Consider the following 22,003-nt stretch of genomic DNA (forward strand, 5'->3'; position numbering starts at 1 on the left):
GACGCCTTAGTTGCTAATTCTCTACCGGGCGCCACGTAAGGCAAAAATGACTTATTTCACCGCCGGCGATAATCACTATCGATTATCCGGCAAATGCTCTGCGCGTTATAAGCGCAATGTCGTGCCATGCACATTGTTGTAATACTGCCAGGATGTGAGTCATGAATAATATTTCCTTTCTGTTGTGGTTCGCCATTTATGCCCTTGCCATGATAACCCTTGGCTGGTATGTCTCGCGCAATCAAAAAAACGGTGACGATTTTCTCTTGGGTGGCCGCTCGATGCCGATGATCCTGACGTTGGGATCGACGGTCGGTACGATGGTGGGCACCGGCTCAAGCGTGGGCGCGGTGGGTTTCGGCTACCTGAACGGCTGGGCCGGCATGCTGTACGGCATTGGCGGCGCGATAGGCATTTTGCTGGTGGCCCTGCTGTTTGCGCCGGTGCGCAAAATGCGCTTTATGACCATGAGCGAAGAGATTTGTTATTACACCGGCGGCAGCCGCCTGGTCAAAAATCTGGTAGCGATATTAATTTTTATCGCCTCCATCGGCTGGCTTGGCGCGCATATCCTGGGCGGCGGATTATATTTGGCCTGGGCCAGCGGCATTGATATTAATACTGCGAAAATTATTATTGCGCTGGCATTTATCGTTTATGTCGGGATTGGTGGCTATTCCGCGGTAGTGTGGATTGACACCATTCAATCCATTGTATTATTCCTTGGATTTATATTAATGGCGGTCCTGGCGGTCAATTATGTCGGCGGCTGGAGCCATATTCAGCAAGCGGTGGATCCGGCGGCGCAAAGTCTGTTCGCGGTGGATAAACTGGGCCTGATACCCGCGTTCTCGCTAGCGCTGGTGATAGGCGTCGGCGTCATGGCAACCCCCTCCTACCGCCAGCGTATTTACTCGGCGAAAACCGTCGGCGCGGTACGTCAATCGTTCACCATTACCGGCGTGCTGTATCTGTTTTTTTCGTTCCTGCCGGCAATCATCGGCATGGCGGCCTGGACCATGAATCCGCACCTTGAAAACAGCGGCTTCGCGTTCTTGTTCGCCACGCAAGTCCTCCCCCATGCGCTGGCCATGGTCGTGCTCATTGCGGGCATGTCGGCCAACATGTCTTCCGGCAGCTCGGACGCCATCGCCAGCGTCTCGATTATCCTGCGCGATTTGTATACGCTGATTACCGGCCATATGCCGGCGGAAGATAAAGCCATCCGGTTATCGCGCATCATGCTGGTGCTGGTGGTTGGCCTGGCGCTGTTATTCGCGCTCACATCCAACGATATCATCAGCTATATCACCAAAATGATCTCTATGATTATGTCCGGCATGTTTGTCTGCTCCATGCTGGGCCGGTTTTGGACCCGCTTCAACTGGCAGGGCGCCGTTGCGGCGCTGGTCGGCGGGGCGGGAGCGGCCAGCGCGGTGCTGATGGACAGTCAATGGCTGGCATTCTGGGGCAACCCTTGTTTCCCATCGGTGCTGTTCAGCCTGCTGTTCGCCGTAGTGGTCACGCTGGTCACCCCCGCCAGTAAATTGAGCCGGGAGGAAGCGCTGGAACAGATTACCCGCGAACGGGAAAACCGTCCGACGCCGGTCATTTTAGGTAAAAAACTGCCCGAGTAAGACTGCCGCGCCCGGCGTTGGCCTCACCGACGTCGGCGCAGAATGTCCCGCAAAAGGATTAATCCCCCAGCGGTTGGCGGTTTTCGCCGCCGCGGTGGCTATCGAGGGAGATTTTGATACGGCGGAGATGATCTTTTGCCTGCCGTTTGTTGGCCATCGCCATTTCGGTGGCCAGCACATCCACCATCGCCAACATCGCATAGCGTGACGTAGTGGGTTTGAAGATATAATCATTTTCCTGCACCACCAGCGCCAGCAAGGCATCCGCCTGCTGAGCCAGCGGCGTTCCCGCCGGGGTAATCGCGATCACCTTGGCGCCATACTGGCGGGCGATGGCCGCGCTCTCGACGATCTCAGGGGTATAGCCCCCAAGAGACAGCGCCACCACCACATCTTTTGTGCTGACGACCGAGCACATCATCCTGATAAGCAAACCATCGTTCTGGCTGACCACCGGTATTCCGAGCCGAAACAGCCGGTGCTGAACCTCCTGGGCGCACACCGTCGACCCGCCGCCCACGCCGATAGCCACTACCTGACGCGCACCGCTGAGCCACTTCACCGCCCGTTCCAGCGCCGGCATATCCAGCGCACGCCGGTTGATATTGAGCAGGTTAATGATGGTCTCATAAATGCCCTGTACCCCTTCTAGATCCGGCACATCGAGTATGAAACGCTGACCTACCGCCAGCGACTGGGCGAGTTTCATTTTCAGCTCGCGTACATTATCGCAGCCGACGGTGCGGGAAAACCGCGTAATAGACGCCTGACTGGTTTGAGTGACCCGCGCCATTTCAGCAATGGGCAAAGTGGCCGCCGCCTGAGCGTCATCGAGAATAAACTGGGCGATGCGCTTCTCGGTCGCGGTGAACGAGACAAAGCGATCGGTAATACAGGAAATAATATCTATTGAGGAACTCATGGCAGGCCCTTGATGATGGCGCGGCGATAAAAATAAAAAGCAATGTTATCGGCACAAAAGGGGCCGTGGGGTATTTTGTTGCGCACGGCCCGCCGACGTCAAGGGTCTTTTCCCTTCCACCTTACCGCCTATTACCGCCTCATCAGCGCCACGCGGGGCAATCAGCGCCGGCGGGAAACAAACAAGAGAGGATGTGTCCATGATCCGCCGGTTAATGAGTTTATGAATTCTCGGCGCGGCGCGGCTTACTATAGTCAGATCAGCACGACAAGATCTTCTGTGATGCCCGGAGGTGAAGCGCCCAGCCATGTTATCCGCGTCGAGTTAATCGCTAACCGTCATTTATCGGCCACGAGGAGACCCCACCGCAAAACACATCGTTGACTTACTCACCGCGCCAGCGTGATTGCCTTCATCCTCACAGGAAAAGAATATGAATCGTATTCCTCCAGAGGGCGCCGCCGCTTTCGGCGTTGCCCGCAGCGCACCACGGCCCATCAGCGTCGCTATTATTCTTTCCATCATGATTTCCGCCGTCGGCGGTATTATTTACGGCTATGACACCGGTATTATCGGCGGTGCCGTTGCCATTATCGGCAACGCCTTTCACCTCGGCAGCCTAATGCAAGGGGTTGTCGTCAGCGCATCACTGCTGGGCGCGATGGCAGGGGCGCTGACGGCCGGGCCGCTGGCCGATCGCTGCGGCCGGAAAATTATCCTGTGTCTGGCGGGTGCAATCTTTGCCGCCGGCGCGGCGATTTCCGCCTTCAGCGGCAATGTGGCGGTGTTGTTGGCCGCGCGCATCCTGTTGGGCACGGGGGTCGGCGCCTGCTTGGTGTTGGTGCCGGTGTATATTGCGGAACTGGCGCCGGCCCCTATCCGCGGGATGTTAGTGGCATCGTTTCAGCTATTAATTACCCTGGGCATTCTGCTGGCCTACGGCGTCAATGCGCTGGCGGAAAGCGGCGGTGCCTGGCGTGTACCGCTGGGGATTGCTGCGCTGTTTGGCGCAATTTTGGCGTGCGGCGCCCTCTTTATCACCGAATCGCCTCGCTGGCTTATCTCGCTTCATCGCCGCGACGAAGCGCGCCGTATTTTGATTACGCTGCGCGGCACCGATAAGGTGGAAAAAGAGCTGCGCGCCACTGAGCGGCTGAATGAAAAGGAAAGACATGACGTCACTTGGCGGGAATTGTGGCGAGGCCCCGTGCGTCATATGGTTATTATCGGCGCACTGGTCGCTTTTCTGTGCAACGCCTGCGGCATCAATCTGGTTATCTATTTCGCGCCGCAAATCCTTCAGTCCAGCGGTTTCGATACCGCCAGCTCCTGGCTGGGCACTTTGGGCCTCGGCGCGACCAATGTGGTGTTTACCCTGGTGGGCATGTTAACGGTGGATAGGATCGGCCGCCGGCCGCTGCTCATCGGCGGCGCCATTGGCCTGACGCTTTGCATGACCCTGATGGCATCTACCCTCACCTTCTCCCCCTTTGTCGGCAGCGGCTGGCTGGCGCTGGGGGCGCTGACCGGCTATATCGTCATGTACGCCCTCAGTCCGGGGGTGCTGTGCTTCCTGATTATTTCCGAGATAGCGCCGCTGCGCGCGCGTGCCAAGGTGACCAGCCTGTCGATCTTTATTAATTTTTCCGCCAATTTGATGGTGGCCCTGCTTTCTCTGCCCATGCTCGCCCGGCTCGGCGCCGCCTCGACGTTTTGGATTTTTGCCGCCATCTGCGCCGTCTTTGTGTGGTTTAGTTTTCATGTGCCGGAAACCCGCGGCAAAAGCCTGGAAGACGTGGAGCATGCTTTCCGGCAACGTCACCGTGAACGACAGCGCCAAGCCAGCGCTAACAGCGCGGGAAGCGGGCTCTCCCTTGCCCGCAGGGCGCAGGGCGCAGGCGACGAAGCGGAGCGGAAGAACCGTCGATGGCGCTGAGCGGCCGTTAGCGGGCGCAGGCGGCGGTGGCGCAGCGAAGCCTCGGTAACAAATACGGCACGTTTGGCTGAAGTTTAGCCTCGTTGTGAGACAGTACTGTCTCTCACCTTCTTTCTTCTTTGATTATTTATTCTCCGGTTGGGCATGTTATGCCCAATTTTTTTCCGCCGCGGGACTCACCCGCACGGGCCGGGCTTTCAGAACATTCCTGTATAAGCGAAGCGACGTCGGCGCTATGGTTTCGCCTCTTCATGAGGATGAAGGGTAGGGACAGCGTCAGGACGCGGGCAAAGGCGTCGCCCGACCGCCTTCCGGGATGAAGGTCCGGACGGAACCGGAGCCCATACCCGCACGGCATCAACATCCCTGTGGTCATCAGGCCCGCGGAGCGGGCGCAGGCGGGTTATTTGGTCGCGTCCTGCTGTGCGTAAATAAGCAGCGCGTGGCGGATCATATTCAGCTTGGAGCGGTTGGTCTGCTGACAAAGTTTTTCCAGCGTCTCATACTCATATTGATTGAACGGCACCCGAATCGCTTTATAGTCGCGCGGGGCTTCTTTATCCGCCTGGCGTTCCGCCGTTTTCACGCCATCTGCCGCCGCGGCAAACTCCTCAATGCGCCGCTCCACGTCCTGTGGAGGGGTTACGATCTCTCTGCGTTTAACCATTAGATAAGCTCCTTCACCAGGCACTGTAATTCAGCTTTCGCTTTCGAGTTGTTCATTTCCACGACGCCTTTGCCTTCAGACATGCCGTCACGGTAGATTTTGCGATCGCGTATCACCGTCGCCAGCAGCTTAAGCTGCGGGTAATCGCGCAGATAGGCACGGGCTTCGGCGGTTTCATTGATGATCGGGTTGGTGGGCGCCATCGTCAGCATCGCCACCGCCCGCAGCGCCGGATTGATGTCCTGCGCCTCGGTGATGATGTCATTCATGCGCGGCAGCGTGTCCAAATCCGGCTGCGAAGGGCGAAACGGCACCAGAATGATATCCGCCGCCGTCATGCCGGTACGCACCTCGCGGCTGTCGCGACCGGCGGTATCCACCACCACATAGTCATAGCGCGCCTTAAGATCCAGCAGCGTTTCGCGGATATTATCGAACTTTTGGATGCTGTGGATCCGATTCAGATCGCCGGCATTATTTCTGTCGCTTATCCAATTCGACGACGTTCCCTGCCGATCGGCATCTACCAGCACCACGTCCTTTCCCTGTCTGACCAGCTCGCTGGCAATATTGACGCACGTGGTGGATTTACCGCAGCCCCCTTTTTGGCTGCCGATAAGAATGATCATTGAACCGCCTTACAATTCCGGTGCTTAAGCGGTACCAATAAAACACTAAATTTTTCGTATAATCAACTGCCTTGCGGCCCGACCGGCTTTTTTAGCTAAAAAAAGGGCCACGCGCCGGCGGCGACCGTTTATTTTCTAGCGTCCAGACCTCAACGCCGTCCCCCCAGCGCGACGGACAGTGCCCCAAAATGCGCTGTGCGGTACAGCTAACGCCCCCGCGCGGGCCGGACGCATTTCTGCCGCGAGGCTCCCCCTCCGCGCCTGCGTCGTTCCCAGCCGCGAGTCATTGCAAAATGCGACAACCGGCGGGAGAAGTGTAAGCAATGCGAAAAGATTCTCTCCCTTAAGAGTTTTCATATTTCCCCTTCTCCGCCGTTGCTCTATTTTTTCGTCAACGCCGTCCCGTTAGGGGCGAACCGTCATCTCATCAATCCGTCATAGGCGATACTATGAAAAAAATGAACGTCATGCTGTTTTCGGGCGTGTTGCTGGCTTTGGCCACCGCTCCCTCCTTCGCTCAGGATGAGCAGCCCAACGGCGGCGCTGGCAATGGCCAACAACAGCGCAAACTTCCCCAACAACAGGGCGGCGGGCAGCAGCAGGGGGGACAGCCCGGCGGCGCGCCGCAAAGCGGCGGTAAAAACCACAATACCCCTGCAACACATCAAGCGTCGGCGCAACGCGGGCAGCCGCAAGGGCAGCGTAAGTCAAGCCACGCTTTTCATCAGGGCCATGCGTTACCCCGGCAATATCGCGCCAAACAATACCAAGTCGATGATTGGCGCGCGCGTGGGCTCAAAGCCCCGCCGAGCGGCCATCGCTGGGTGCGGGTGAATAATGACTATATCTTGATTGCGATAACGACAGGTGTGATCACCTCCATCATCACTCAGCCCTAAGGCTATCGCCGTCGGCAGTGCGTTCCGGTCGGCCCTTCCGCCGGCCGGCAATAGGTAGTGGGGTATTATTTTCGACCGCATAAAATAATATCGGCGTCGTATTTCGTCCAGAATAGTCTGATATTGCGCCAACAACCCAACGTAAGGTTTACGTTAAAAAAGGAAACAAGCTATGCCTAATATTGGCTAATTGGGCCACCAACCGTGTTGGAAATTAAAATAACGCTGTAAAACCGGCTTTATTTCCATTAACGGAAACGCTTTGTTTTTTTGTCAAGGATTTTCGCCGAGCAATACCGGCGGCGATAACGGATGTACAAAAGTTCGTTCCCGGCAAACCAATCGGTTTTGGTTATAATGGAAATCGACAAGCAATGAGTAAAAAAAGGAGCCAACAATGCGACGTATCCTGATGTGTCTGGGCATTATCGCGGTGGTGACCTCCCTGAGCGGTTGCCCGTGGTGGGGCCCTCACGGCGGTCACGGCGGAGGCGGGGGCGGTGGCCCCGGCGGCGGCCACATGAGCGGCGGTGGGGGTCCCGGCGGTGGCGGCCCTGGCGGTTAAGCCTAAACGACCCTGATGTTACCCGAAAAATACCCGCCGCGACGCGGCATCCAAAGCCATGCACAGCATGGCTTTTTTTAAGCCCCGCACGACGGCGAGGCAATACATTCCTACCCTTCCTCTTGTTATTTTTTCGCCGCTTCCCCGGGCGGTGTCAAATTTCTCGCGTTAATGTTAACTTAATCCATTCCTGGATAGCCTGACAAACATTGCCGCCGGCGGCGGTAGTGTTTGCATTGGCGTTAATGTTAAGGAGAATTATGTCTCAAAAAACTTTCTCGCGGACAATGGGCGTGGTTTTGCTGAGCGGCATGCTGGCATTCAGCGCCTCTTCCGGCGCCCACCCAATTAGTCAAATCCGTTTCGCCGTCGACCCAAGTTACCCCCCGTTTGAATCAAAACAACCCGACGGTAAATTAGTGGGTTTCGATATCGATCTCGGTAATGCGCTTTGCGCGCAATTAAAAGCAAAATGTATCTGGATCGAAAGCAGCTTCGACAGCATGATCCCCGGATTGAAAGCGCGTAAATTCGATGCCGTGCTCTCCGATATGGGCATTACCGAAGAACGTCGCAAGCAAATCGATTTCACCCGCCCACTCTACAATACGCCAGTACAACTGGTGGCGGGCAAAGACACTCAGTTACTGCCCACGGCGGCGTCGCTGCAGGGAAAGCGTATCGGCGTCGAACAGGGCACGGTGCAGGAGCGCTATGCACAGGCCAAATGGCAGCCGCACGGGGTCGAGATTGTCGCCTATGACGATCAGGCGCAGGTGGAATCAGATCTGGTCGCCGGACGCATCGATGCCCTGTTCACCGACGGCGCTCAAGCGGAGCTCGGCTTTTTGCGCACGCCCCAGGGCCAACGCTTCGCGTTAATGGGCCCGCCGGTGCACGATCCCATTATCGGTCCGGGGACCGCCATCGGCTTGCGCAAAGGGTCGACCGAGCTGAAACAGAGCTTGGACCAGGCGTTTGATACGCTGGTCGAAAACGGGACGTTCAAGCGCATCATGGATAACTACTTTACCACCGATATTTCAGTCCCGCGTTGATGCGGCGGTCGGGGCCGCAGGCCGGCCCCGCTCGTTCGCAAAGAAACGCGGCCTTTACCCTAAGCGGCAATATCAAAGTATGCAAACGATTAAGCACCCGCTGCAAAGCGCCTCTCCCGGCACCGAGCGCGACATCACCAGCTATCATTTTACCGGCACCACCGATCGGCGGATCTACGTGCAGGCGGCGCTGCACGGCGACGAATTGCCGGGCATGGCGACAGCCTGGTACCTTAAACGGCAATTTGCCGCGCTGGAGACCGCCGGCGCGCTGCGCGCCTCGATTACGCTGGTGCCGGTCGCCAACCCTATCGCCCTCGGGCAGTTCAGCCATGGCAGCCCCCAGGGTCGGTTCGATATGCAATCCGGGCAGGATTTTAACCGTCATTTTCCCGTTTTCGGCGCGGCTATCGCTCGCGAGCTGGAACATCAGCTCGGCTGCGACCAAACCCATAATAAAAAGCTAATCCGGCAGGCGCTGCGGCGCCGGTTGTCGGCCGTCACGCCCGCCAACGAGCTCGAGTCTCAGCGTCTCATTTTACTGCGTTTGGCAAGCGACGCCGATATCATGATCGATTTACATTGCGATTGGGAAGCGGTGCCGCATTTGTATACGGTTCCTGACGCCTGGCCGGCGTTGGCGCCGTTGGCATGCTATTTGGGCAGTCAAGCACAGTTACTGGCGGAGGTTTCCGACGCCTCTCCGTTTGATGAAGCCTGCTACGAAATCTGGTCGACGCTGCGCCGCCATTTTGCCGGCCGCTTCCCTATCCCGCTGGGGTTGCTACCGGTCACGCTGGAGCTGCGCGGCGTGCGCGATGTTGATACGGCGACCGCGCAGACGGATGCGCAGGCAATTATCCAGTTTCTGACGCACCTCGGTGATATCGCGGGCCAGGCAGCCCCACCGCCGGCGCTGGCTTATCCTGCCACGCCGCTGGCCGGCTGCGAATATTTGAGCGCGCCGATGGCGGGGGTCATCTTACATCAACGCCAGTTGGGCGCGTGGGTACAGCGCGGCGAGGTGATTGCCGAGATACTTGATCCCCTGTCCGATCGATTAATACCGCTGGCGGCAGGGTTAGACGGCGTGCTCTATGCCCGCCATTGGCTGCGTTTCGCTACCCACGGTATGCTGGTGGCGCGGATTGCGGGCGCGAAGCCGATACGCTCGGGGGACCTGTTGGTCCCCTGAACCGCCAGACAAGGCGCCCCCCGACACGCAGAGGGATCCTTAAGCCGGCAGACGATAGACTCCCCCTGCGCGTTGCGGGTCTTCCTTGTCGGGGGAAATCCCCGATCGGGCGCTGAGCACAGAAGCGGCCGATGACAGATGAAATCCTTCGGCGCAATATGAAATCAGCGCGGGGGTATGATTTTTTTCCGCCCTGCTCGCCTGCGCTACCGGTGCAGGTTTCATCGCGCACCGCGTGCTCTGGGCAACTGAAATTTCGCGCCGCGCCGTGAATTTCACTTGCGAGGTGTGCCATCCTTACCCGCATAATCGAGGTCGAACACATTTATTTACAGGAGGGGCTATGACGACGCTACAACCTGTCGGGATTCTGCTTGCGCTGGTGATCATCAGCGTGATTTGTTTTCTGCTGCACCGGCGACAGCGGAAGAATAGCCAACCCACCTTTAGCCACCCGCGCGCAAAACGGCGTAGCCGTTCAGCGCCCATATGAACGCGTTAAGACAGGTTGATTGACGACTGCACCAGGGGCGTTAGACCGCCGCAGTTTTTGCCGCACGGCCTTGAGCACCACCCGTCATAATCAGAAGATTGAATAATACTATGTTAGAAAGGCAATCCCTTGCCTCTCATTACCGCCGCCGATCCCGTCGGCGGTTTTCTTTATCCCTTTCCGCAGCGGCGCCATCCCTTTCCGCAGCGGCGCCGCGACAAAGCCCCTACACGTCCGGCTTACGGATACGCGGCACGCCCGGTAGGCAGGTCAATGCCGCGATGAAACCTCGCCGGCAACCCGGTTTCTGGCTGCCCTAACGCCATGATGGTCCGCCGGCAGCCCGGTTTCTGGCTGCATTACGCCATGAAACCCCGCCGGCAATCCGGTTTCTGGCTGCCCTACCGCCATCAAACCCCGCCGGCAGCCCGGTTTCTGGCTGCCCTACCGCCATCAAACCCCGCCGGCAGCCCGGTTTCTGGCTGCATTACGCCATGAAACCCCGCCGGCAATCTGGTTTCTGGTTGCCCTACCGCCATGATGGCCCGCCGGCAGCCCGCCGGTGTAGCTTTAACGGTTAGAATATCGACGGTATCAAACCGCCGTCCACCCGCAAAACCGAGCCGGTGATATAGGATGCCTGACGGCTGGCCAGAAACGCTGCGGCGGCGCCATATTCTTCCGGCTTGCCATAGCGGCCGGCGGGAATGGAGGCTTTACTCTGCGCCTGCACCGCTTCCGGCGTGCTGTTTTCCCGCTGTGCTTTGGCGGCATCCAACTGGCCGACGCGATCGGTGGCGATACGCCCCGGAATGATAATGTTGGCGGTTATGCCCTGGCCCGCGACTTCCGACGCCAGCGTTTTAGACCATCCCAGCAGCGCCATGCGCAGGGTATTGGATATGGCCAAATTCGCCAAAGGCGCTACCGCGCCCGAGGAGGTGCTGGTGATAATACGTCCCCAGCCCGCCGCCCGCATATCCGGCAGCACCTTATCGGTCAATTGAATCAATGCGCTGACCATCGCGGTGAATTGCGCCTGCCAGACTGTCGCCGCGACGCCTTCCGCCCGGGAGGGCGGCGGCCCGCCGGAGTTGTTGACCAGAATGCCGATAGGCCCCAGGGCCTGGCGAATGGCGCTGAGTACGTCATCGAACGTTTCCGGCTGGCTTAAGTCCAGCGCAAACGCCTGCGCGCGGCCGCCTTGTCCGGTAATCAGCGCCACCGTCTCGTCCAGCTTGCCCGGCGTGCGGCCGGTTACCGCCACCGTTACGCCTTCCGCCGCCAGCGCCAGCGCAATGGCGCGGCCCAAACCGCTGCCCGCGCCGCAAACCAGCGCGACTTTATCCTCAATAGCTAAATGCATACTGTTTTCCTGGTAGTCAATAAACGATACAGCTTCCCTGCCGGCCCTTACCCTTCCCTGCATTACGTCTTGGCGACTTTGCCCGCCACCGTGTCATAGGCGGATTGCAAATGCTGCCGCATGATTTCGGCGGCGGCGGCCATACGGCCATCGCGTACGGCGTCCAGGATAGCGACATGCTCCTCGCACCATTCCCGCACCCGCTGCCGATTTTGATAACTGCCAAACTCCAGCAGGCGCCGCAGCCGGTTTTGCTGCTGGATCGCCTGCAAAACAAAGACATTGCCGCTCCATTCCGCCAGTGATTCATGAAACGAGGCGTCGGTATTAAAGATCTGGCGGCTCTCCACCTGGGTGATATCCGGGTGGGCAATTAAATAAAGATGTTGCGACCGCAGGCGTTTGATCGCTCGCCTGTCGGCTTTAAACCCGGGCGCCAGGAGACTGGCCGGCTCAATGAGCAACCGAAAGCCGTAGCCGTTGCGCAAGGCCACGTCGCTGTTGAGCGTTTGCAAAAAACGCCAGCCGTGCCCCGGATTACGCGCAATGAGGCCATCTTCCGATAAACGCAGCAGCGTACGTGCCAGTACCCCGCGATCCACTTCATAGCGCTGGGCGATATCGGTTTGCGTCAGCGACTCGGGTAGATTGCCGGCAATGCGATCTTTCACCAGTTGTTCGTAAAGATCCTGATCGCTGCTGGTGGGCATATCGATCGTGATGGTTTGCAGCGCCTCCACATTGCGCAGCAGGAAAAAACCCTGGTTGCGCCTGGCTTCAACCGCGCCCAGCGAGCAGAGCAAATTCAGCCCGGCGCGTATCGGCGTTCGGGAGACGCCAATGGCGTCGGCGAGTTGTTGCTCGCGTAAATGATGACCTGGCTCGAATCTTGCTTCGACTATCAGGTCAAGAATTTGTCTGGCCAGCCGCCGGCTGCTGGCAGTTGATGATGACTGCATGGTTAAACCGCCCCAGAATATAGTATTTTTTGTGATAATAAATACAATATCACAGCTTGGCGAAAGCCGCGATACTACTGAGGTAAGCCCTAAAATTGTGCAAAGGCGCACCAATATGGCGCAGGCAAGTGCGCCGATGATTGTATTAATTGACTCATAAAGAGCAATTCAACGAACCCGTATGATGGAGACAAAAATGGCCAATACCCTGTTTGTTCGCCGCACGACCCGTCAGCTTTTGGCGGCTTTTTGCCTGACGTTGCCCCTGCTGAGCCAGGCCGCAGAGCCGAAACTCGTGTCCCCCGGGAAGCTGACCTACGGCACCGCCGCCACCTTTATGCCGTTCGAGTTTACTAAAGATGGCCAGTTGACCGGGTTCGATATCGATTTAATTAACGCGCTGAGCAAAAAAGTCGCGCTGACCCCCGCCCCCATGTCGATGGAATTTAAAGGTTTGATCCCCGCACTACAGGGTAACCGGCTGGATATCATCAATTCCGCGATGTACGTCAACCCGACGCGCGCCGAGCAGGTAGATTTTGTGCCTTACCTGATGATCGGCAGCCGGGTGGTGGTGAGCAAAGATAATCCCGCCAAGATCACCGGCCGCGATTTGTCGCTATGCGGTAAAAACGTTGCCGTCACGCTCGGCGGCATCGAAGAGAGCCAGGCGCGCGAAGACAATAAGAAATGCCTGGCGGCCAGTAAGCCGGCGATTAACGTGTTGACCTATCCCGCCGCCACCGATTCCGCCGTTGCGGTCGCACAAGGCCGTGCCGATGCCGAGTTTCTTTCCACGCCGGGTTCGGTGGCGCTGATGACCGAGAAACCGGGCATGTTTATCGCCGTCGGCCCCGAGTTTGAAGCCGATACCCATATCGCTTTCGCCATTCGCAAAGGCGATACCGCCACCCGCCAGCTGCTGGAAAACGGCCTACAGGCGCTGGTCAAGGAGGGTACCTATAAGCAGCTGATTGAGAAATGGAAATTCCCAGATTCGGTTTCTATTTTCCACTAAGCCTGACCGCTCACCGAACGGGAGAAAATAACTATGTCCATTGATCTTGTCTGGCAGTACATCAGCTCTCCGGCGTTTTTCCAGGGGGCGATGATGACGTTGCTGCTGACGCTGTGTTCGCTGCTGTTCGGCATCGTAATCGGTCTGGTACTGGCGCTACTGCAAGAATCCCGCTTCCGCGGCGCCCGCGGGCTGGCGTTTGTCTACCTGTGGCTGTTCCGCGGTACGCCGGTGCTGTTTCAAATCATTTTTGTCTACAACGTCCTGCCCACCTTCGGCCTGCGCTTTTCCGCCTTTACTTGCGCAGTGCTGGCGCTGTCTTTGAACGAAGGCGCCTACATGGCGGAGATCCTGCGCTCCGGCCTGCAGGCGGTCAAAAGCGGTCAGCGTACCGCCGGCATGGCGCTGGGCATGACGCGCGGACAGATTATGCGCAAGATTGTGCTGCCGCAGGCGGCGCGAATTGTTCTGCCGCCGATGGGTAACCAAATGATCAGCATGCTGAAATCGAGTGCGCTGGTGTCCGTTATCGCGGTGCAGGAGCTGCTGTTGATAGCCAACCAGACCGCCAGCGCCAGCTTCCGCTATTTCGAGGCGCTGTGCGCCGCGGGGGTGTATTACCTGGTGCTGACCAGCCTGTTTATGGTGTTCCAGTCCTGGCTGGAGCGCAGTCTCGACCCGAAAAAACGCAAGAGAAGCGCGGGCAAGCGCGGCGGGCTGCTGATGCGCGCCCTGCGTCAGCCCACGGCACGTTAAGGAGCCGATATGTCAAATCACGCGACCAAACCGCTGTTGGAAATTATCGGCATCGATAAATATTTCGGCCGCAACCACATTTTGAAAAACTGCTCGATTACCGTGCGCAAAGGGGAGACGGTGGTCCTTATCGGCCCCTCCGGCTCCGGTAAATCTACGCTGCTGCGCTGCGTCAACCTGTTAGAGCCGGTGGACGGCGGCAGCATCTTCTTCGCCAACCGGGATATTTGCGGCAACGACATCGAACCGCATCGCCTGCGCCAGGATATCGGCATGGTGTTCCAGAACTATGAACTGTTTTCCCATCTGTCGGCGGCGGAAAACATCATGCTGGCGCCGATGACGGTGCTGGGTATGAGCCGCGCCGAGGCGCGCGAACTGGCGCAGGAGCTGCTTGGCAAGGTCCGTATTCCGGATAAGGCGGATGCGTTTCCGGACGAATTGTCCGGCGGCCAGCAGCAGCGGGTGGCTATCGCCCGCGCGCTGGCGATGAAGCCCAAGCTGATGCTGTACGACGAGCCGACATCGGCCCTGGATCCCGAGATGATCCGTGAAGTCTTGGACGTCATGGCCGACCTGAGCGCCGAGGGTATGACCAGCATCGTCGTGACCCATGAAATGGGCTTTGCCAAGCGCGCCGCCAGCCAAATCGTGTTTATGGAGTCGGGCGAGATTATTGAAAACGCCAGCGGCCAGGACTTTTTCAGCGGCACGGTCAGCGAACGAGCGCGCCGCTTCCTCGATCAAATTTTGCATTGATTGCCCGTTACCCGGAGAAAACCATGTTCCACGTCGTTCCTGATGTTGATCGTATGAAGCGCGATTTGGCCGCGCTGGTCGCCATCAATACCGAAAACCCCCCCGGCCGCGAACGCGAGGCGGCCGAGCTTATCGCCGCCCTGCTGGGGGAAGCCGGTTTCGATCTGAGTTTCAGCGAGTATCAAACCGGCCGCACTAACGTCAAAGCGGTGCTGAAAAACGGCGCCGGCCCCTGCTTCGCCTTTAACACCCATATCGACGTCGTGCCCGCCGGCGAGGGCTGGAGCACCGACCCGTTTACCCTCGTCGAGCGCGATGGTCGACTCTACGGCCGCGGCGCCTGCGACGCCAAGGGCCCGCTGGTGGCGATGCTGGAGGCAATGCGTCTGTTGGCCGCCCACCGTGCCGAGTGGTCCGGTACCCTGATGGGCGTCTTCGTCGCCGACGAAGAAGTCGCCAGTGAGGGGGCGAAATTTTACGTCAACGATAGCCCGCCGGCCATCGACTTCGCGGTCATCGGCGAGCCAACCAGCAACGCGACTTTTTCCGCCCATAAGGGCAGCCTGCGCCCGCTGGTGCGGGTTCACGGCGTGACCGCCCACTCGGGGACGCCGGAGTTGGGCGAAAACGCCATTTTCCGCGCCGCGCAGCTGCTGGGTATGATAGAGGAAGAACATCAGCACAACGTGCGTTGCCGCTGCCACCCGCTGGTGGGTTCAGCCAGCCTGACCGTGACCCGCGTTCACGGCGGCCATGCCGACAACGTCCTGCCCGGCAGCTGCGACCTGCTGCTCGATCGGCGCATGGTGCCCGGCGAAGATGAAACGCAGGTAAAACAGGATATCGACGCCCTGCTGGCGCTGGCGCAAGAACGTTTCGGCGTGCGCGCGGAAATTTTACGCTATCAGCCCACCACCGGCGGCGCGACCGAAACCGATAGCCGCGAGCGCATCGTACAGGCCGGATTAGCCGCCTGCCGCGCCCATGGCCAGCCGGAGCCGGGCCCGTTCGGCTTCCAGGGCGGTTGCGATCTGGTACATTTCCGCAGTCTCGGCACCCAAGGCATCGTCATCGGCCCGGGTTCGCTGGCGGTGGCGCACAAGCCCGATGAATTTGTGCCGGTGGACGAATTCATTGCCGCCAGCGCTATCTATTGCGATATCGCGCTCGCCATGTTGCCCGCGGAGAACGCCGCGTGAACGCCTCACTTTATCGAGCCGATTTGCACTATCCGCACCTCCAACTGCACACCGCTTCGTCCGGCAGCGTGCCGGCGCTGGAGTCGCTGTATCTGTGCCTGCGCGATCGCGGTCTTGAGGGTATAGGCGAGGTTCGTATCAATATCGCTTACCTCAATGGCTATAGCGCTCAGCAGGTTCTCGATGACGTCGTAGCGGCGCTCGGCGATTGGGATCTTGCCAGGCCCGCGCGTACGTTACTGGCGGCGCTGGAGCAGGATCACGGGCACCGGTTGGCGCCCACGCGCATGCTGCTGGATATGGCGCTGCATGACCTGGTAGCCAAACAGGTCGGCACCAGCGTCAGCGGTTTGCTGAGCGCAGAGCCGGCCTCCCCCGTCATGGCCCACACCAATCAGACCCTGTTCTGGACCAGCGAAGCGGATTTCCTGCGCCAGGCCGGCGATTACGTGGCGCGCGGCTTCACCAGTCTTAAGGTGCGCATCGGTATCGGTACGCTACAGCAAGACGTGGATCGCCTGCGGGCGTTGCGCAGCCGTTTCGGCGACGGCGTGCATTTGGCCGCCGATGCCAATGGCCAGTGGCAGCCCGATCACGCCGCCGATAACCTCGCCGCGCTAGCGCCGCTGCGTCTCGGCTATTTGGAACAGCCGCTAGCGCCGGCGTATGACGATAGGCTGCCGGCGCTGGCGGCGCAAAGCGCCACCCCGCTGATGCTGGACGAAAGCGTCAGCCATGAAGCCGATATCGACCGGGTTATCGCCCTCGGCGGCCGCGTCTGGGCCCACCTCAAGCTGGTCAAGCTTGGGGGGATCGCCCCCACGGTTCGCGCCGCGCGCCGTCTGCGCGATGCCGGCGTGCCCTTTATGATCGGGCAAATGAATGAAGGTGCCGCCGCCACCGCCGCGGCGTTACATGTCACGCACCTGACCCGGCCGCGTTTTGCCGAGCTTTATGGCGCCGACGGTCTCGGCGACGATCCGGTCAGCGGGCTGCGCTATCAGCACGGTACGGTGCAGTGTTTATCCCCCCTCGGCCTGGGTGTCACCTTTGCGGCGCATCAGGCTACTTTGATTCAGGAGTTTTCCCATGCAAAACATCGGTAACGTGGTTCAGGGCAGCGAATCCGCCTTCAGCGTTCAGGAGTTTGACCTGCGGGTCGCCCGCGCGCGCGAACTGCTGACCGCCGCCGGGCTGGATGTGATGATTATCACGGGTCCAGAGAATATTTTTTATCTCACGGGCCAGCAGACCCCCGGCTATTACACTTTCCAAGCGCTGCTGCTGCCGGTAGAAGGCGATCCGGTGTTCGTCATCCGCCAGTTGGAGTATTGCAACTTTATCGCCAATACCTGGATAAGCGACGCCGCTATCTATCAAGACGGCGATAACCCTATCGATTTTCTGTTCGGCGTACTGCGCGATCGCCACTGGCTGAACAGCCGCATCGGCATCGATAAGCGCGGCTGGTTCCTGCCGATTGCCGTGTACGAGGCGCTACAGGCCAAGCTGGGGACCATTTATGACGGCGCCGGAGTCATTGAGCAGTTGCGCGCGGTGAAATCCGCCGCCGAGCTGGAAAAGATGGGCCACGCCGCCCGCTATGTCGATGCCGGCATGCGCGCGGGTCTTGAGGCGATCGCCGCCGGCGCCGACGAAAATGCGCTGGTGGCGGCCATGATGGGTCAAGCGATTGCCGCCGGGTCGGAGTATGTCGGTATGGAACCCCTGGTTTCCAGCGGCACGCGCAGCGGCGTACCGCACGGCACCTGGCGTCGGCGCAAAATCCAGCCGGGCGACCCGGTGTTCCTGGAGATGGCCGCCGCCCACGACCGTTATCACGCCGCGCTAATGCGCTCAGCCTGGCTGGGCAAACCGCCGGCCGCCGCGCTGGAGATGGAAAAAGTCTGTCAGGAGGCGCTGCAAGCGGCGCTCGACGCCATCCGTCCGGGCGCCACCTGTGAAGCGCCCCATATCGCCTGTCAGCAGGTCATCGACCGCGCCGGCTACACCGATAATTTCCGTAAACGCACCGGTTACTCGATCGGCGTCGCTTTTGCGCCGGACTGGGGCGAAGGGGCGATCCTTAGCCTCTACAGCGGCATTACTACCGAATTGCAGCCGGGTATGACCTTCCATATCCCGCCCGCGCTGCGCATTTACGGCGAATTTACCGTCGGCGTCAGTGAAACCATCGTCGTTACGGAAACCGGTTATCGCAGCCTCGGCACAATTCCGCGGCCGCTGACCCTGATCAATGCCTAATAGGCCCTGTAATTTAAAGGATATCTGATGAAAGACATGACCGAATGCCGCGAACGCCTGCGCGGTATTTTCAATATCACCGTGACGCCCTTTACCCACGACGGCGAAATCGACTTCGCCGGCCTGGCCGCCAACATTGAGCGGGTTATCGGCCTGGGCTATGACGGTATTCTGATCGGCGGGACCTACGGCGAATTCCCCGCTCTCTCCCCGGAGGAGCGCGCGGCGATTTTTCGCCACGTAATGGATGTGGTGAACGATCGGGTACCGGTGATGCTGTGCAGCGCCGGCTCCGATGCGCGCGTGGTAGAACAGCTCACGCGGCTGGCGGGCGATCTCGGCGGGCTGCCGATGGTGACGCCGCCGTTTGTCTCGGAGGTCACCGATGCGCAGATCGTCAGCTTCTTTAAACGGATGGCGCCGCTCTCCCGCACCGGCATTCTGGTGTATAACGCCCCGGGCATCGGCATCACGCTCGCGCCGCCGATTCTGGAACAGCTGGCGGATATCCCGCAGGTGGTGGGCATCAAACAGGGCGACCTGAACCCGACCGCCATCGATCAGATAGCCAATCGTCTGGGCGGTCGTTTACGGCTGTTCTGTGCGTCGGACCTGGCGTTCCTGGGGCCGATGATGTGCGGCTTCGACGGCATCAGCACCACTAACAGCGGCGCCTTGCCGGAGCTGGTGCTGGCGACCTTCCGCGCGCTGGAGTCCGGCGATGCCGCGACCGCGCGCGATCTGCACCGTCTGTGGTATGACTTCCGCGCCCTCGCCCGCCGCCACGGCCAACCGCAGTTGGTCAAAGCGGCCATGAATCTGCGCGGTTTCAACGGCGGACATGTCCGGTTGCCGCTTGTCGATGTGGGTCCCGAGGTGATTGAGCAAACCCGCGCGGTGTTGCAAAGCCTGGCAGCCGATGCGCGCAGCGGCGTGACGCTGGCGCAATAACCCTTTGGCCGGCGCCACGACGGGCTGGCCAAGGTGAAAGCGCGAGCCCAGAGCCAGGAGGGGACCAGCCCCTTCTGGCTTATTCTTCTCCGGCCGCGCGCCGCAGCAGCGCGGTGACCAGCGGATGCGGCGCGTCCTGACGCGACCCCAGTTCGGGATGGCCCTGTACGCCGCACCAGAATCGGCCATCGCTCGCCTCGATGGCATCCACCACCGTCCCTTCCCCGCCCAGCGCGCTAACCCGAATACCGGTCTGCGTCAGCGCCTCGTTCAGTAACGGATTAAATTGATAGCGGTGATTGTAATGCAGCGGGCTGCTTTCCCCCAGCAGTGCGGCCATCAGCGTTCCCGGCTGACTGTGCAGGCTCAGACGGCCGCTGCGGTGTACCCCGGTAAGCGCCGGCTGACACAGCGGCACAAAGGTTTTTACCGGCGCCGCGGGATCCGCCTCCGCCAGCGAAGCCGCGCGCAGCGAAGCCAACTGTTGCAGCGCCGCCGTGGCCATGGTCTGCATCCCGAGGCATAACCCGAGCGTGGGAATGCCGCGCAATAGCGTGTCGCGCGCCACCGCGATTTGCCCGGCGACATTGGCCATCGCCGATCCGCCCGGCAGCAATACGCCGTCGACCTCGTCCAGCGCCTTAAGCGTTGGTTCAAGCCGCTGCGGCGATAAATAACGCACTCTGAGCGCCAACCCCAGCGCGTCGGCGGCATCCCCGAGCGCCGCCAGTGTCGCCGGATAGCTGTCCCATTGATCCGCGCGGCTGCCTATCAGCGCCACCACCACCGGCCGGCGGCGCGGCGGCGCGCTTTGGGCGACGTCAGCCCGCGGCGTGGCGCGCAGCCAGCGGCCGAAATCGTCCTGACGCCACGGATCGCCGACGGCACGGCTCTCCTCCGCCGCCAGTTGCCACTCACCGCCCTGCCGACGGATATGTAAGCGCTGAAAGCGGTGCCCGTGTTGCTGGAGGCTCGCGATGACCGCCGACGCCTGCTGCGGCGGCGTGGCCACCACGCAGTCCGCCGGCAGCGCCAAGGCGGTGGCGGGCACGCATTCCGGCGCCAGCCAGCGGCCGCTCAGCCGCTCCGGCCACAACAGGCCGCTGGTGGCCAGGCCGCCGCCCGCCAATACATGCTGCCGGGCGTCGGGAAAGCGCTGCGTCGGCCAGTCGCTGCGTACGCAAATCAGCGGCAGTTGATGTTCAGCGGCCAATGTTCCGGCCATCACGCTAAACCGTGCCGGCTGCTCGCCGTCCTCTACCACTACCATTACGGTCATATCCCGTTCCTTGCAATGAGGGGTGATAAGCTGAACCTATGACTGCGGCTGCCTGAGGCCGTGGGTCATAAAAAAAACCGTTAACCGGATAAAATCCGTACGCATCAGACAGCGGCTCATGGTACCTTAAATTGCATTAATTGTGTCAAATAATACAATACGAGGATGTCATGACTGTGGAACACATTGCCCCGCGCATGAAACGGGTACGCCCCTCTCCCACCGCGGCGATTTCCGACCGCGTGCGCGCCATGAGCCTGGCGGGTATAGATGTGATCAATCTGGGCGAAGGCGAATTGGACTTCGATACCCCGGAGAACATCAAGCAGGCGGGCATCGACGCCATTCGCCAGGGCGATACCAAATATACCGCCGTGCCGGGCACCGCCGCGCTGAAAGCGGCCATCATCGCTAAATTCGGCAAGGAAAACGGCTTACGCTACCGCCCGGAAGAAGTGATTGCCGGCAGCGGCGCCAAGCAGCTGATTTTCAACGCGCTACTGGCCACGGTTGCCGCCGGTGACGAGGTGCTGGTGCCCGCGCCTTACTGGGTCTCTTATCCTGATATGGTCGCCCTGGCGGACGGCCAGGCGCGCATCATCCCTTGCAGTGAAGCGTCCGGTTGGAAACTCTCCGCCGCCGATCTGGCCGCCGCCATCACCCCCGCCACCCGCTGGCTTATTCTGAACTCCCCCAATAATCCCACCGGCGCGGTTTACAGCGTCGAGGAGTTAAAGGGCCTCGCGGCGGTACTGCTTGACGCTCCGCAGGTGCTCATTATGGCGGATGATATTTACGAGCATATGCGCCACGACGCTCAGCCCTTCGCGACGCTGGCGCAGGTGGAGACGCGGCTGCACGGGCGTACGCTGACGGTAAATGGATTGTCGAAAGGTTATTCTATGACCGGCTGGCGACTGGGCTATGCCGGCGGCCCGGCGTGGCTGATTGCGGCCATGCAAATTCTGCAATCCCAAAGCACCTCCAACCCCAGCTCCATTTCCCAGGCGGCGGCGGTGGCGGCGCTGACGCAGCCCGCGCAGTTTCTTTCACAGTGGCTAGCCACGCTTTCCCGCCGCCGCGCGCGGGTGATGGCGATGATCGCCGAGGTGGACGGCCTCAGCGCCGCGCTGCCCCCCGGCGCCTTTTACGTGTTCGCCAATTGTCAGGGACTACTGGGCAAACAGACGCCGGAAGGCGCGGTATTGAACAGCGATGTCGCCGTGGCGGATTATCTGGTGCAAAGCGCGCACGTGGCGACGCTGCAAGGCAGCGCGTTCGGCACGCCAGGTTATCTGCGCATCGCCTATGCGATAGACGATAAGCGCTTGGAGGAAGCCTGCGCGCGCATTGGCCAGGCCTGCGCCCGGTTGCGCTAAGCAGTCCACGCAGCGCGCGTCCCGTATACCGTGACGCGCGTCCGGCTTGGCGCCGCGTTCCCCCTTAATTC

19 protein-coding genes are annotated in these 22,003 nt (G+C 60.1%); 13 read left to right on the forward strand and 6 right to left on the reverse strand.

What is annotated here, in order from left to right; all coding sequences use genetic code 11:
• Nucleotides 1–161: 161 nt before the first annotated feature.
• Entirely contained in the window at nucleotides 162–1,637 is a 1,476-nt protein-coding gene (locus SANT_RS15705; RefSeq protein WP_025423219.1) for a sodium:solute symporter family protein, read from the forward strand.
• A 58-nt stretch (nucleotides 1,638–1,695) separates the two neighbouring features.
• Here SANT_RS15705 and SANT_RS15710 read toward each other — a convergent pair whose 3' ends face one another.
• Nucleotides 1,696–2,559, reverse strand: a complete 864-nt coding sequence (locus tag SANT_RS15710) for a MurR/RpiR family transcriptional regulator (protein ID WP_025423220.1) — start codon at nucleotides 2,557–2,559, stop codon at nucleotides 1,696–1,698.
• A 433-nt stretch (nucleotides 2,560–2,992) separates the two neighbouring features.
• On the opposite strand from SANT_RS15710, the gene SANT_RS15715 reads away from it, so the two are divergent.
• Nucleotides 2,993–4,495, forward strand: a complete 1,503-nt coding sequence (locus SANT_RS15715) for a sugar porter family MFS transporter (protein ID WP_025423221.1) — start codon at nucleotides 2,993–2,995, stop codon at nucleotides 4,493–4,495.
• A gap of 403 nt (nucleotides 4,496–4,898) precedes the next feature.
• On the opposite strand, the gene SANT_RS15720 is transcribed toward SANT_RS15715, so the two are convergent.
• Both SANT_RS15720 and SANT_RS15725 read right to left on the reverse strand, forming a co-directional pair.
• On the reverse strand, nucleotides 4,899–5,162 hold the full coding sequence (locus SANT_RS15720) for a hypothetical protein (RefSeq protein WP_025423222.1): 264 nt from the start codon (nucleotides 5,160–5,162) through the stop codon (nucleotides 4,899–4,901).
• Complete coding sequence (locus tag SANT_RS15725; RefSeq protein ID WP_025423223.1) at nucleotides 5,162–5,791, reverse strand: AAA family ATPase; 630 nt, start codon at nucleotides 5,789–5,791, stop codon at nucleotides 5,162–5,164. The genes SANT_RS15720 and SANT_RS15725 overlap by 1 nt, the downstream gene beginning before the upstream one ends.
• 449 nt (nucleotides 5,792–6,240) lie before the next feature.
• Here SANT_RS15725 and SANT_RS23005 point away from each other — a divergent pair, with 449 nt between their 5' ends.
• From SANT_RS23005 to SANT_RS15740, 3 genes are all read left to right on the forward strand, one after another.
• Complete coding sequence (locus SANT_RS23005) at nucleotides 6,241–6,690, forward strand: RcnB family protein (RefSeq protein WP_051440184.1); 450 nt, start codon at nucleotides 6,241–6,243, stop codon at nucleotides 6,688–6,690.
• Between the two features lie 825 nt (nucleotides 6,691–7,515).
• Nucleotides 7,516–8,313, forward strand: a complete 798-nt coding sequence (locus SANT_RS15735; protein ID WP_025423224.1) for an ABC transporter substrate-binding protein — start codon at nucleotides 7,516–7,518, stop codon at nucleotides 8,311–8,313.
• 79 nt (nucleotides 8,314–8,392) lie between these two features.
• Nucleotides 8,393–9,508, forward strand: a complete 1,116-nt coding sequence (locus SANT_RS15740) for a succinylglutamate desuccinylase/aspartoacylase family protein (protein WP_025423225.1) — start codon at nucleotides 8,393–8,395, stop codon at nucleotides 9,506–9,508.
• Between the two features lie 1,070 nt (nucleotides 9,509–10,578).
• On the opposite strand, the gene SANT_RS15745 is transcribed toward SANT_RS15740, so the two are convergent.
• Together SANT_RS15745 and SANT_RS15750 are read right to left on the reverse strand one after the other, a co-directional pair.
• Nucleotides 10,579–11,367 (reverse strand): SDR family oxidoreductase, encoded by a 789-nt coding sequence (locus SANT_RS15745; RefSeq protein ID WP_025423226.1) that lies wholly within the window; start codon nucleotides 11,365–11,367, stop codon nucleotides 10,579–10,581.
• A gap of 62 nt (nucleotides 11,368–11,429) precedes the next feature.
• A complete protein-coding gene (locus tag SANT_RS15750; protein WP_025423227.1) occupies nucleotides 11,430–12,326 on the reverse strand; it encodes a GntR family transcriptional regulator in 897 nt (298 codons plus the stop codon).
• A 196-nt stretch (nucleotides 12,327–12,522) separates the two neighbouring features.
• Between SANT_RS15750 and SANT_RS15755 the strand changes: the two genes are divergently transcribed.
• Genes SANT_RS15755 through SANT_RS15785 form a run of 7 tightly spaced genes read left to right on the forward strand, consistent with a single transcriptional unit; the run spans nucleotide 12,523 to nucleotide 19,274 of the window.
• Nucleotides 12,523–13,344, forward strand: a complete 822-nt coding sequence (locus SANT_RS15755; RefSeq protein WP_025423228.1) for an ABC transporter substrate-binding protein — start codon at nucleotides 12,523–12,525, stop codon at nucleotides 13,342–13,344.
• Between the two features lie 33 nt (nucleotides 13,345–13,377).
• The gene (locus tag SANT_RS15760) at nucleotides 13,378–14,100 is read left to right on the forward strand and encodes an amino acid ABC transporter permease (RefSeq protein ID WP_025423229.1); all 723 of its coding nucleotides are present in this window, start codon (nucleotides 13,378–13,380) and stop codon (nucleotides 14,098–14,100) included.
• 9 nt (nucleotides 14,101–14,109) lie between these two features.
• Nucleotides 14,110–14,859 carry an amino acid ABC transporter ATP-binding protein gene (locus tag SANT_RS15765; RefSeq protein ID WP_025423230.1) on the forward strand — a complete coding sequence of 250 codons (750 nt, stop codon included), beginning with the start codon at nucleotides 14,110–14,112 and terminating at the stop codon, nucleotides 14,857–14,859.
• A gap of 23 nt (nucleotides 14,860–14,882) precedes the next feature.
• On the forward strand, nucleotides 14,883–16,058 hold the full coding sequence (locus tag SANT_RS15770) for a M20 family metallopeptidase (RefSeq protein ID WP_025423231.1): 1,176 nt from the start codon (nucleotides 14,883–14,885) through the stop codon (nucleotides 16,056–16,058).
• Entirely contained in the window at nucleotides 16,055–17,164 is a 1,110-nt protein-coding gene (locus SANT_RS15775; protein WP_025423232.1) for a mandelate racemase/muconate lactonizing enzyme family protein, read from the forward strand. The genes SANT_RS15770 and SANT_RS15775 overlap by 4 nt, the downstream gene beginning before the upstream one ends.
• Nucleotides 17,148–18,323, forward strand: coding sequence for a M24 family metallopeptidase (locus SANT_RS15780; protein ID WP_025423233.1), 1,176 nt, complete (start codon nucleotides 17,148–17,150; stop codon nucleotides 18,321–18,323). The genes SANT_RS15775 and SANT_RS15780 overlap by 17 nt, the downstream gene beginning before the upstream one ends.
• 27 nt (nucleotides 18,324–18,350) lie before the next feature.
• Nucleotides 18,351–19,274, forward strand: coding sequence for a dihydrodipicolinate synthase family protein (locus tag SANT_RS15785; RefSeq protein WP_025423234.1), 924 nt, complete (start codon nucleotides 18,351–18,353; stop codon nucleotides 19,272–19,274).
• 79 nt (nucleotides 19,275–19,353) lie between these two features.
• On the opposite strand, the gene SANT_RS15790 is transcribed toward SANT_RS15785, so the two are convergent.
• The gene (locus SANT_RS15790; RefSeq protein ID WP_025423235.1) at nucleotides 19,354–20,553 is read right to left on the reverse strand and encodes a glutamine amidotransferase-related protein; all 1,200 of its coding nucleotides are present in this window, start codon (nucleotides 20,551–20,553) and stop codon (nucleotides 19,354–19,356) included.
• Between the two features lie 170 nt (nucleotides 20,554–20,723).
• Between SANT_RS15790 and SANT_RS15795 the strand changes: the two genes are divergently transcribed.
• Nucleotides 20,724–21,932, forward strand: a complete 1,209-nt coding sequence (locus SANT_RS15795) for a pyridoxal phosphate-dependent aminotransferase (RefSeq protein ID WP_025423236.1) — start codon at nucleotides 20,724–20,726, stop codon at nucleotides 21,930–21,932.
• Nucleotides 21,933–22,003 lie beyond the last annotated feature (71 nt).

Origin of the sequence: Sodalis praecaptivus (assembly GCF_000517425.1) — a bacterium.
GTDB lineage: Bacteria > Pseudomonadota > Gammaproteobacteria > Enterobacterales > Enterobacteriaceae > Sodalis_A > Sodalis_A praecaptivus.

Excerpts from the sequence above, each read along its gene's own strand:
- SANT_RS15705 (WP_025423219.1), top strand. The coding sequence starts at position 162 with ATGAATAATATTTCCTTTCTGTTGTGGTTCGCCATTTATGCCCTTGCC.
- SANT_RS15710 (WP_025423220.1), bottom strand. The coding sequence starts at position 2,559 with ATGAGTTCCTCAATAGATATTATTTCCTGTATTACCGATCGCTTTGTC.
- SANT_RS15715 (WP_025423221.1), top strand. The coding sequence starts at position 2,993 with ATGAATCGTATTCCTCCAGAGGGCGCCGCCGCTTTCGGCGTTGCCCGC.
- SANT_RS15720 (WP_025423222.1), bottom strand. The coding sequence starts at position 5,162 with ATGGTTAAACGCAGAGAGATCGTAACCCCTCCACAGGACGTGGAGCGG.
- SANT_RS15725 (WP_025423223.1), bottom strand. The coding sequence starts at position 5,791 with ATGATCATTCTTATCGGCAGCCAAAAAGGGGGCTGCGGTAAATCCACC.
- SANT_RS23005 (WP_051440184.1), top strand. The coding sequence starts at position 6,241 with ATGAAAAAAATGAACGTCATGCTGTTTTCGGGCGTGTTGCTGGCTTTG.
- SANT_RS15735 (WP_025423224.1), top strand. The coding sequence starts at position 7,516 with ATGTCTCAAAAAACTTTCTCGCGGACAATGGGCGTGGTTTTGCTGAGC.
- SANT_RS15740 (WP_025423225.1), top strand. The coding sequence starts at position 8,393 with ATGCAAACGATTAAGCACCCGCTGCAAAGCGCCTCTCCCGGCACCGAG.
- SANT_RS15745 (WP_025423226.1), bottom strand. The coding sequence starts at position 11,367 with ATGCATTTAGCTATTGAGGATAAAGTCGCGCTGGTTTGCGGCGCGGGC.
- SANT_RS15750 (WP_025423227.1), bottom strand. The coding sequence starts at position 12,326 with ATGCAGTCATCATCAACTGCCAGCAGCCGGCGGCTGGCCAGACAAATT.
- SANT_RS15755 (WP_025423228.1), top strand. The coding sequence starts at position 12,523 with ATGGCCAATACCCTGTTTGTTCGCCGCACGACCCGTCAGCTTTTGGCG.
- SANT_RS15760 (WP_025423229.1), top strand. The coding sequence starts at position 13,378 with ATGTCCATTGATCTTGTCTGGCAGTACATCAGCTCTCCGGCGTTTTTC.
- SANT_RS15765 (WP_025423230.1), top strand. The coding sequence starts at position 14,110 with ATGTCAAATCACGCGACCAAACCGCTGTTGGAAATTATCGGCATCGAT.
- SANT_RS15770 (WP_025423231.1), top strand. The coding sequence starts at position 14,883 with ATGTTCCACGTCGTTCCTGATGTTGATCGTATGAAGCGCGATTTGGCC.
- SANT_RS15780 (WP_025423233.1), top strand. The coding sequence starts at position 17,148 with ATGCAAAACATCGGTAACGTGGTTCAGGGCAGCGAATCCGCCTTCAGC.
- SANT_RS15785 (WP_025423234.1), top strand. The coding sequence starts at position 18,351 with ATGAAAGACATGACCGAATGCCGCGAACGCCTGCGCGGTATTTTCAAT.
- SANT_RS15790 (WP_025423235.1), bottom strand. The coding sequence starts at position 20,553 with ATGACCGTAATGGTAGTGGTAGAGGACGGCGAGCAGCCGGCACGGTTT.
- SANT_RS15795 (WP_025423236.1), top strand. The coding sequence starts at position 20,724 with ATGACTGTGGAACACATTGCCCCGCGCATGAAACGGGTACGCCCCTCT.